At 39.8% G+C, this 10,696-nt stretch carries 9 protein-coding genes; 8 read left to right on the plus strand and 1 reads right to left on the minus strand.

Annotation, left to right across the window (positions count from 1 at the left end; all coding sequences use genetic code 11):
- The 8 genes from ACRCJ0_RS06440 to ACRCJ0_RS06475 form a co-directional block, all read left to right on the plus strand.
- The coding region (locus tag ACRCJ0_RS06440; protein WP_431389933.1) for a Glu/Leu/Phe/Val dehydrogenase dimerization domain-containing protein at positions 1 to 955 on the plus strand (955 nt) is incomplete at its 5' end.
- A 123-nt stretch (positions 956 to 1,078) separates the two neighbouring features.
- Positions 1,079 to 1,969 (plus strand): NAD(P)H-hydrate dehydratase, encoded by an 891-nt coding sequence (locus ACRCJ0_RS06445; protein ID WP_431389934.1) that lies wholly within the window; start codon positions 1,079 to 1,081, stop codon positions 1,967 to 1,969.
- A 25-nt stretch (positions 1,970 to 1,994) separates the two neighbouring features.
- Positions 1,995 to 2,465, plus strand: coding sequence for an NUDIX hydrolase (locus tag ACRCJ0_RS06450; RefSeq protein WP_325756363.1), 471 nt, complete (start codon positions 1,995 to 1,997; stop codon positions 2,463 to 2,465).
- Between the two features lie 174 nt (positions 2,466 to 2,639).
- Positions 2,640 to 3,410 carry a DeoR/GlpR family DNA-binding transcription regulator gene (locus ACRCJ0_RS06455; protein ID WP_431389935.1) on the plus strand — a complete coding sequence of 257 codons (771 nt, stop codon included), beginning with the start codon at positions 2,640 to 2,642 and terminating at the stop codon, positions 3,408 to 3,410.
- Positions 3,407 to 4,324 (plus strand): 1-phosphofructokinase, encoded by a 918-nt coding sequence (pfkB, locus tag ACRCJ0_RS06460; protein ID WP_325756361.1) that lies wholly within the window; start codon positions 3,407 to 3,409, stop codon positions 4,322 to 4,324. The genes ACRCJ0_RS06455 and pfkB overlap by 4 nt, the downstream gene beginning before the upstream one ends.
- A gap of 30 nt (positions 4,325 to 4,354) precedes the next feature.
- On the plus strand, positions 4,355 to 6,268 hold the full coding sequence (locus tag ACRCJ0_RS06465) for a PTS fructose transporter subunit IIABC (protein WP_325756360.1): 1,914 nt from the start codon (positions 4,355 to 4,357) through the stop codon (positions 6,266 to 6,268).
- 293 nt (positions 6,269 to 6,561) lie between these two features.
- Complete coding sequence (locus ACRCJ0_RS06470; protein ID WP_431389936.1) at positions 6,562 to 8,271, plus strand: ABC transporter ATP-binding protein; 1,710 nt, start codon at positions 6,562 to 6,564, stop codon at positions 8,269 to 8,271.
- A 3-nt stretch (positions 8,272 to 8,274) separates the two neighbouring features.
- Positions 8,275 to 10,014 carry an ABC transporter ATP-binding protein gene (locus ACRCJ0_RS06475; RefSeq protein ID WP_431389937.1) on the plus strand — a complete coding sequence of 580 codons (1,740 nt, stop codon included), beginning with the start codon at positions 8,275 to 8,277 and terminating at the stop codon, positions 10,012 to 10,014.
- 66 nt (positions 10,015 to 10,080) lie between these two features.
- Here ACRCJ0_RS06475 and ACRCJ0_RS06480 read toward each other — a convergent pair.
- Positions 10,081 to 10,696: CBS domain-containing protein (locus tag ACRCJ0_RS06480; protein WP_431389938.1), on the minus strand; the 616-nt coding region annotated here is incomplete at its 5' end.

The raw sequence follows: 10,696 nt of genomic DNA on the forward strand, positions 1-10,696 counted from the left end.
TGCTGACTTTGATCCAAAAGGTAAGTCAGACAACGAGATTATGCGATTCTGCCAAAGCTTTATGACGGAATTACAAAAATATATCGGTCCAGATAAAGATGTACCAGCCGGTGATATCGGTGTTGGTGGACGTGAGATTGGCTTTTTATTCGGCCAATACAAAAAATTACGTGGCTTTGAAAATGGTGTCTTAACTGGTAAACCATTATTATATGGTGGATCATTAGCACGTACTGAAGCAACTGGATACGGTGCTGTATACTTCTTAAACGAGATGTTAAAAGCTAAAAACGATACAATTGAAGGTAAACGCGCGATTATTTCTGGTGCGGGTAACGTAGCTATCTACGCTGCTGAAAAACTTCAAGAACTTGGCGGTACAGCGATTTCAGTATCAGATTCAACAGGTTACATCATTGATGAGACTGGTATCGACGTAGCCCTTTTACGTGATGTAAAAGAAGTTCGCCGTGAACGTTTAACTGCGTATGCAGAAGCTAAATCTACAGCAAGCTACTTTGAAGGTTCTGTTTGGGACCACGAAATTGCAGCTGACTTAGCAATCCCGGCAGCAACACAAAATGAAGTTAAAAAACCACAAGCTGATCAATTAGTTAAAAATGGCGTGAAATTCATTTCTGAAGGTGCTAACATGCCTTTAGATGCACCAGCAACAGAAACGTTATTAGCAAATGGTGTTTACGTTGGACCAGCGAAAGCTGCCAATGCCGGTGGTGTAGCAGTTTCAGCACTAGAAATGGCACAAAATAGCCAACGTCAAAGTTGGACATTTGAAGAAGTTGACGGCATGTTACAAGATATCATGAAAAATATTTTCAGCGAATCGAAAGAAGCTGCAAGCACATACGGTAAAGAAGATAACTTAATTGCCGGTGCAAACATTGCTGGTTTCAAAAAAGTTGCAGACGCAATGATTTCTCAAGGTTTAGTATAATTCAAATACATTACACACGATGTGTAAGCGCGAGGTTGGCTAATATGGTCAACCTTTTTGCGTATAAAGGGTTAGGCATATTCTTTTACTAGTGCTAGAATGAAAGAAAAAGGGGTGAAGTTTGTGACATTATCAAAGGTTGATTTGAATTTAACGGCTGTTAAAAGACTCATACCAGTTCGTGACGAGGACGCCTACAAAAACCTGTTTGGTCATGTCCTGATTATTGCGGGGAACCAAGCCATGGGTGGAGCTGCCCAATTGGCAACCATGGCTACAATCAATTCGGGGGCAGGTTTAACCACGATTGCAACTGATTCAGCTAACTTGCCCGCCATCCATACTGTTTTGCCGGAAGCCATGATTATCGATTGGACGGATGTGTTTGCTGTCAAGAAGATGATTGAGAAAGTGGATATATTGTTGGTTGGACCTGGATTCGGGATGGATAACCTGGACTTATGGAAGCTAATCAAAACCACAATCGCATCCTCCAAACGCTCGTTGAAGATCATCTTGGACGCAGATGCTTTAAATTTACTGGCGGCAGATTTGACAGAAGATGAGGATAAGAAAATCCATGAATTACTTTCCCCTGATAATCAACATGCAATCATTTTGACACCCCATCAAGGAGAATGGCGTAGACTAACTGCAGGAAAAGTCCGGCCCGACGACCAAGAGAGCATTCAAAATTGGGTAGACCAAGCGGGTGCTGTCCTAGTATTGAAAGGATCATCAACAGAAATTTATGTGCCAAATGAGCTGGTAAGTTACCGAAATCCTGGGGGTAATCCTGGCATGGCGACTGGCGGTATGGGGGACACGCTAGCGGGGATGATTGCTGGTTTAGCAGGTCAATTAAACAAAACAGCAGATGCAGTGAAGCTGGCAGTTTTCTTGCATTCCTACATTGGTGACCAACTGTATGAAGGCCATTACGTCGTCCTACCTAGTCAAATTAGCAAACGAATTCCTTATACAATGAAAGAAATCTCAAAGAAAGAAATTTAGAAGTAGAATTAGAAAGTGTGATGAAATGGCAAGTAAGAAATTGCGATATACCAACCCTTCAGCGGGCATATTAATTTTAACCCGGGAATTGGATGGCCATAAGCAAGTCCTACTACAACACAGAGGGCAAACGGAAATGTTAGCAAATGTGTGGGATTGTATATCTGGGCATGTTGAAGCGCAGGAAACGGTACGCCAGGCTATGGTTCGAGAAGTCTATGAAGAATTGGGCATTCAAATTCAGGCGGACGATATAGAATTTGTTGGCTTAACCCATCTACGTTTAGACGATGAAACGACTTACTATAATATATATCTGACGACCGACCGATTTGTGGGTACACCGCAAATTATGGAAACAGATAAACATGATGATTTAAAATGGGTGAACCTGACTGATTTACCAGCTATGGCGGATGAAATCGTTCAAAATCGCTATGAGGCCATCCAACAATTGGGGCAGCCACCATTTTATTCAGAAGAAGGATTTGCGTAAAAAACTGTAATAATAAGTATTTTATATTGAAGAGGACATGAATTTTGATGTTCTACTTTTTATTTGAAAGAAAATGATTGATTCTGAATGTTTTTGCGTGTATAATGGTTGTGGTATTGAGTAAGCGTTTGCATTTTCTTTATAAAATATTTACATGTAAGGAGTTCGAATAAGGTGTTATTAGAGGAACGAAAAACCATCATCTTAGATTACCTAAACCAGCATCATATGGTCGATTTGCAGACCTTAGTCACCATGACTAGTGCCAGCGAGTCAACCTTGCGTCGTGATTTAGATAGTATGGAAGATGAAGGACTCCTAATTCGCGTCCATGGTGGTGCCAAATTGAAGAAGGGTGCTAATCCAGTAATTGGAGAAGAACCCCGATTTAGTGACAAGGTACTCGATAATGCGAATGAGAAGCGAATCATTGCCCGATATGCAGTGAGTCTGATAGAAAAAGGCGAAACTATTTATCTAGATGCCGGTACAACTTCCTTACTAATGCTTGATTTCATCACACCAGACATGCAATTAAATATCGTTACGAATGGTGTCGATCAAGCGATTGTCGCAGCTGGCAAAGGCTTGAATATCCAATTATTAGGTGGCACCTTACGGGCTAATACCCAAGCAATTGTTGGCCAAAGCGCTCATAAACAATTAAAGAAATACCATTTTCACCATGTATTTTTAGGGATGAATGGTATCGATTTAAATGATGGCTTGACGACAACTGACGAAGCGGAAGCCTTTTTGAAAGAGCAGGCAGCCAGTCAAAGTATAGACGTTCATGTCATGATTGACCAAAGTAAGTTTGAGAAGACTTATCCAATCACTGTTAACTTAGATTGTGAATTCCAAGTCGTTACAAATATTTCTAAAGATCGACATGCAGAAGAAGATTTTACTCAGGTATATAAAATAAAGGAGGTCAACAATTGATTTATACACTAACGTTAAATCCATCAATCGATTACTTAATGTACATTGATGAGATCCAAGCAGGGAAGACGAATAGATCAACGCGTGAACAGATGTTACCAGGTGGGAAAGGGATTAATGTATCCCGAATCCTAAACCAATTTGAAGTACCCAATATTGCCTTAGGGTTTGTAGGTGGTTACTCAGGGGACTTTATCCGTGAATGGTTGGAAAAAGAAGGGTCATCTACTCAATTTATCGAAATTTCTAGTCCAACACGTATCAATGTGAAGACTAAAGGAAAAAGTGAAACAGAAATTAACGGTGCAGGCCCTGTCATTGATGAAGAGGCGATTAACCAACTGCGCCAACAAATTCAAATGATGACTTCAGAAGACTTGATTGTCCTTTCTGGTAGTAAAGCACAAGGGTTACCGGAAGATTTCTACTTAAGCTTAATTAGCTTATTGAAAGAACGCGGTATTCCATTCATCTTCGATACAGCAAGCCAAGAATTAATCGAAGCCTTACCAATGGCACCACTTTTAGTCAAACCAAACCAGGATGAGTTAGGTGACTTATTCGGTGTTGAAATCAATTCAATAGATGACGTTGTTTTATATGGTAAGAAGTTACAAGAATTAGGTGCAGAAAACGTCGTTGTATCACTGGGTGGTGACGGTGCCTTATTTATTGACAAAGACCGTATTGTTAAGGCTGATGCACCTCAAGGTCAAGTCATTAATACAGTTGGGTCTGGTGACTCAATGATTGCCGGATTTGTTGCCGGATTACAACAAGGTTTACCAGCATCTCAAGCTTTCGTGCTAGCGGTACAAAGTGGGAGTGCCACAGCATTTAAAGAAGACTTGGCAGAGAAGAAAGACATTGATGCCTTAAACGGGGCAGTCGGTCTATCATTTTTACATAAATAAAGTATACAGTCGGAAATGAAGGAGATAGATATGAAAATTACGGATATTTTACGTGAAGAGTTAATGATTCTTGATGTAAAAGCAGATAACAAGGCCGCTATTTTAGACGAAATGGCGCAAAAATTAGTGGATACTGGAGCAGTGAGCGACTTTGATAGTTTCCGTTCAGACATCCAAAAGCGTGAAGATACTATGAGTACTGGTTTAGGTAATGGTATCGCTATGCCTCACGCTAAAAATGAAGCAGTTACAAAAACTTCAGTTGTATTTGCTAAAAAACAAGGCGGTTTAGACTTCGAATCTCTAGACGGCCAGCCAGCAGAATTATTCTTTATGATCGCTGCTGAAGGTGGCTCTGCGGATACGCATTTACAAGTACTTGCTGAACTTTCTAAGTTATTAATGAACGAAGACTTCATTGCTGCCTTAAAAGGTGCCCAAGATACTGCAGCTATTACAGGTATTTTAAACTTAGCACAAGCACAATTAGACGCAGAAAACAAAGAAGAGGAATCTTCTACTGATGTTTCTGCAGCTGACGTTGACGAAAAGCAACCATATATCATTGCGGTAACCGCTTGTCCAACTGGTATTGCCCACACTTATATGGCTGAAGATGCTTTGAAGAAAAAAGCACAAGAACTAGGCGTACAAATTAAAGTTGAAACGCGTGGATCTGAAGGCGTTAAACATGGTTTAACTAAAGAAGATATCGACAAAGCTGACGGTATCATTGTTGCGGTAAGTAAAAATGTCCCAATGGGTCGTTTCAACGGTAAAAAAGTGGTTGAACGTCCAGTTGCTGACGGTATCAACAAAACTGAAGAATTGATTAATTTAGCTTTATCTGGCGACGCACCAGTTTACACGACTAACCGTCAAGATGAAGATGATGCTTCAAGTGAAGACGGTGCAGGTTCAGGTCGCTTCAACTTCAAGTCATTATACAAAGACTTAATGAACGGAATCTCAGCAATGTTACCATTCGTTATCGCTGGTGGTATTATTATTGCCATCTCATTTTTAATTGAACGATTTGCTGGTAGCGAATCTGCCTTATTCTTAGGTTTCAACGGCATCGGTGCTGCAGCCTTTGCCTTCTTAATTCCAGTATTTGCTGGTAATATTGCTAAATCTATCGGTGGTCAACCAGCCTTAGTAGCCGGATTCTCTGCAGGTGCCTTAGCAAATACTGCTGGTGCCGGATTCCTAGGTGGTTTAGTTGGTGGTTTCCTTGCTGGTTATGTGACAATCTTAGTCATTGAAATGCTTAAAGGGTTACCAAAATCACTTGCAGGTACTAGAACAATCTTATTCTACCCAGTACTTACGTTATTAATTACTGGTGTTATCATGTACTTTGTATTAGGGCCAATTTTTGCTGGTATCAATACAGGTATGTTGAACTTCCTTGAAAGTTTAGGTACTGCTAACTTAGTATTACTAGGTGCCTTACTTGGTGGTATGATGGCAATCGACATGGGTGGTCCATTCAATAAAGCAGCTTATGCCTTCTCTATCGGTATCTTTACAGATACAGGTGATGGTAAATTCATGGCGGCAGTTATGGCCGGTGGTATGGTGCCACCATTAGCAATCGCTTTGGCGTCAGTTTTATTTAAAAATAAATTTACTAAGACAGAAAAACAATCAGGTTTAACAAACTTCATTATGGGTCTAACATTCATTACAGAAGGTGCTATCCCATTTGCTGCTGCTGATCCGTTACGCGTGATTACTTCTAGTGTGCTAGGTGCTGCTGTTGCTGGTGGTTTAACACAATTCTGGACAACTAATGTACCTGCACCACATGGTGGTATCATCACTATGGTGGCGTTAGGTAACCAACCATTACTACTAATCTTAGCGGTCATTATCGGTTCAATTATCTCAGCCTTAGTTTTAGGTTTCTGGAAAAAACCAGTAGCTGAAGAAGACAGATAATCATTAGGACAACAAAAATACAAGAAATGCACGAAATTGCTAAAAGGTAAATTTCGTGCATTTTTTTGTTTAATAAAATCATGTATTGCAAAATTGGGAAACGAATCTGCTATATGGGAAATAGCACATATTGTATAAAGCGGCCCTAGTGATTGTCCTGTTTTTATATTTTTTGAAAAATAAACCAGTAAAGAATTGTTTAATAAAGTGGATAGAGGCTTAATAATGCCAACTAATTAAAAATTAATGGTATGATATTTTAGAATGAAAATAATCGTGCTAGGAGAGAGTGTATGCGGGTTAAAGATATATTACTTAAAAACAAAGGCCAAGCCTTTTGGGCATTTATGGCTAAAGTAGCCGAAGCCATTTTAGAGTTATTAGTGCCTATTGTGATGGCTACATTGATTAACAAGGGGATCAATCAAGACAATCCATCAGTCATCATCAGGCAAGGGATTTTGTTAGCAATATTGCCTTTACTAGGTTATTTAACGGCCTTGGTTTGTCAATATTTGGCTTCTAAAGTTGCCCAGGATATTGGGACTGAAGTGCGGTTAGAAATGTTTAAAACATTAAACCGCATGGATAGAAAGCAATTGGATACTATTACAGCTTCGTCAGTAGTTTTAAGAATCGAAAACGATACACAAAACTTACAATTGGCCATTGCCTTAATGATTCGTTTGGGTTCTCGTGTACCAGTTTTATTAATCGGTTCAATTGTGATGGCCTTTTATGTGAGTCCAACCTTGGCGCCTATATTTATCATCGGTGGATTGGTCATTGGTGCTATTTTGATATACATTAATATTTTTACTAATAAACAAAACGGCCAAATCCAACGTCGTATGGATCAATTATCACGTATCGTGCGTGAAAATTTTTCAGGCATCCGGGACATCCGTGCCTTCGCCAACGAAAAACATGAAGTCGACCGATTCGAAAAACAAAACCTGACTTTAAGAGGCGAGCAATTAACAATGGGCGCCTTCCAAGCGCTGGCTAACCCGTCAAGTCTTTTCTTAGTTAACTTAGCCATTGCTTTTATCTTGTTCTTTGGAGGTAGACTGGTAAATAATGGCCAGTTTATGCAGGGGGATGTCGTTGCCTTAGTTCAATATATGAATAATATTCTCTTGGCTTTAAATGTACTTGTGAATATCTTACTTGTGTTTAGTCGCGGGATTGCTGGAACAAACCGAATTGATGAGGTTTTAGCCATCGAACCAGAAATCTTAAGTGGTCGGGACAAACTTTCTGGGCATGAACCCTTGGCCATTCAATTTGATGATGTAACTTTTGGATACGGAGAGCGTAATACCATTGAAAATATCACAGCTGATATCAAACCTGGTTCCTTCTTTGGGATTATCGGGGGGACGGCATCCGGTAAATCGACCTTAGTTAACTTGTTGTTACGCAATGACGATGTCAACCAGGGGCAAATTATCATTAACGATAGCTTGATTCAAAACTTAGACCTGAATGCCTACCGTCAAAAAATCGGTCTAGTACCTCAATCGGCATCCCTATTTACAGGGACGCTTAGAGATAATCTATTGATGGGCAAAAAGGACATCAGTGACCAAGACTTGTGGCAAGCTTTAGAAATTGCACAAGCTAAAGACTTTGTCGCTCAAAATGACCAGGGATTAGACATGCCCGTTCGACAAGGTGGTAAAAACTTTTCAGGTGGACAAAAGCAAAGGCTAACGATTGCCCGTGCCTTAGTTGGCCAACCTCAAGTTTTAATACTAGATGATTCGTCAAGTGCCTTAGACTTCGTCACTGAATCGAAATTACGTCAAGCATTAAGCAAATTAAATACTACTATTATCATGATTTCGCAGCGAGTATCTTCAGTACAACAGGCTGATCAAATTTTAGTTATGAATAATGGACGCAGTGCTGGTGTTGGTAGTCACGATGACTTATTAGCAACCAGTGATATATATCAAGCGATTGTTGCTTCACAGATGCAAGAAGAAAAGGAGGATTAGCAGATGGATAAAACAACATTCTCGTGGCTGATGGATTACATTAAACGTTACCGTTGGACTACAATCGGCCTATTCCTATTTTCGACAATTACCGTCCTTTTTCAAGTTTTAATACCCATTCAAATCGGACAGGCAGTGAATGAAATCGTTGGCCTGGACCAAGTGGATTTTGAAGCCCTGTGGCAAGCCATTATCTGGCTGGGTGTGTTCGCTCTTATTGCAGCCCTAGCTCAGTATTTACAAAATCAGATGTCTAACCGATTAACCTACCATATTATTGCGGACTTACATAGAGACGCCTTTAATAAGATTCAAAAGCTGCCTTTATCATACGTGGATAACCATTCTTTAGGGGACCTCGTTTCTCGTGTCATTAATGATGTCGATTTAGTCGGTAATGGTTTATTACAGAGTTTCAATAACTTATTCTCCGGCGTGATTTTAATTGTCGGGGTTATCGTGATGATGTTATCCCTAGATGTTAAAATCGGACTGATTGTCATTATTCTGACACCTATTTCTGTGATTGTTTCTTATATCATTGCCAGTAGGACCTACCACCGCTTTACTGAACAGGTCAATTTACGTGGCGAACTCGGTGGATACGTGGATGAAATGGCTCAAGGGCAAATGATTGTCCGTGCCTTTACCTTTGAGGACGACGCCATTGAACAATTTACAAGTATTAACCAGAAAGTGCATGAGTCAGGTATGTGGTCACAATTTTATGGGGCTTTAATTAACCCAACGTCGCGTATTTTAAACTCTATTGTTTATGCTGTCGTGGGCGTGGTTGGTGCCTTTACCGTATTATCTGGCCAATTGAGTGTGGGGATTTTCTCTTCATTCTTAACTTACGCCAACCAATACAACAAGCCATTTAATGATATTTCTTCTATTATTAATGAAATGCAAACATCTTTAGCTGCGGCTGCTCGCGTACACGAACTGATGGGTGCTAAAGAAGAGACCCCTTCACGTGACCAAGCAGAGCTTGTAGCGGTTGAAGGTGCAGTTGATTTTAAAGACTTAACCTTCCATTATGATAGCCAACGACCTTTAATTGAAGACTTAAACGTCCATGTCAAGGCTGGGGATACGGTAGCCATTGTAGGTCCTACTGGGGCTGGGAAAACGACCCTTATCAACCTTCTGATGCGATTTTATGACCCAGTAGCCGGTGGGATTCATATTGACGGCGTCAACACCTTAGATATGCAACGTAGCTATCTACGACAAAACTTTGGGATGGTTTTACAGGATTCTTGGATTTTTGAAGGAACCATTTTTGATAATATTGCATACGGTAAGTCGGGCGCAACCATGGAAGAAGTGGTTGCTGTGGCTAAAAAAGCCCAGATCCATGACATGATCATGCAGATGGACCAAGATTATCAGTATAAATTAAGTGAGAATGGGGCCAATATTTCTAAAGGGCAACAACAATTAATTTGTATTGCGCGGATTATGCTCACTGACCCAGATATGTTGATATTGGATGAGGCCACATCTTCAATTGATACGATGACGGAGAAGGCGATTCAAGAAACCTTTGATGCAATGATGGTCAACCATACAACCTTTATCGTAGCCCACCGATTATCAACGATTAAAAATGCCGACCAAATCTTATATATGGAAAACGGCCATGTCTTAGAACAAGGCAACCATCAAAGTTTATTAGAAAAAGAAGGTAAGTACTTCAATCTATACCAATCACAATTTGACCACCAAGCTGAATAATGCCTTGTTGAAGGCGAACAAAAAAGCTAGCGGCAATTTTCGCTAGCTTTTTTGTCTACCCTCATCTTATAAATAATTTAGAATCGTCGTAATATCCCGTTGAGTGACAATTCCAATAATGTCTTCAGGTTTACGGACATCGTCTTTTTCCGAAATCAATAAGACTTCATTTCGGTTGTTACGCATCAAGTCGACCATTAAATCATCTAATTCAAAAATTGGGGTATCAGGTGAAATGATTTGTTTACGGGTAATTTTCTTATGTTGGCTATGATTGATAATTTGCTTTACTTGATATTTGGAGAAGTCCAAATAGAACCAAGAATTTTTAGTAATTTCATCCGCAATATATTTGGTGATGAGTTCTGCAGAAATAATGGATACCAAACGTTCCTTATTAAAGACGGGTAATTGGGATACTTGATGGTGGTGTAAATCAGTCAAGGCTTTTTCTAGACTATCATCCATATTAATGGCAAAAACTGGTTTGATAAATTTTCTAGTTGACGGAATTTCTGTCAGTAATTGGTTGATTTCAAAGAGTTGTTGATTGGTTTCTTCAGAAGGATAAGCCAAGTTTACTTCAACATCTGTCTTGTGGTGGGTCAACAAGTTGCGTAACTGGCGAATCTGGTCTAAAAATTGATGGTTACGTTTGATTACTTGGTTCGTTTTGGCTAAA

This window comes from Aerococcus sp. L_32, from assembly GCF_050689315.1.

Excerpts from the sequence above, each read along its gene's own strand:
- ACRCJ0_RS06470 (WP_431389936.1), top strand. The coding sequence starts at position 6,562 with ATGCGGGTTAAAGATATATTACTTAAAAACAAAGGCCAAGCCTTTTGG.
- ACRCJ0_RS06450 (WP_325756363.1), top strand. The coding sequence starts at position 1,995 with ATGGCAAGTAAGAAATTGCGATATACCAACCCTTCAGCGGGCATATTA.
- ACRCJ0_RS06475 (WP_431389937.1), top strand. The coding sequence starts at position 8,275 with ATGGATAAAACAACATTCTCGTGGCTGATGGATTACATTAAACGTTAC.
- ACRCJ0_RS06465 (WP_325756360.1), top strand. The coding sequence starts at position 4,355 with ATGAAAATTACGGATATTTTACGTGAAGAGTTAATGATTCTTGATGTA.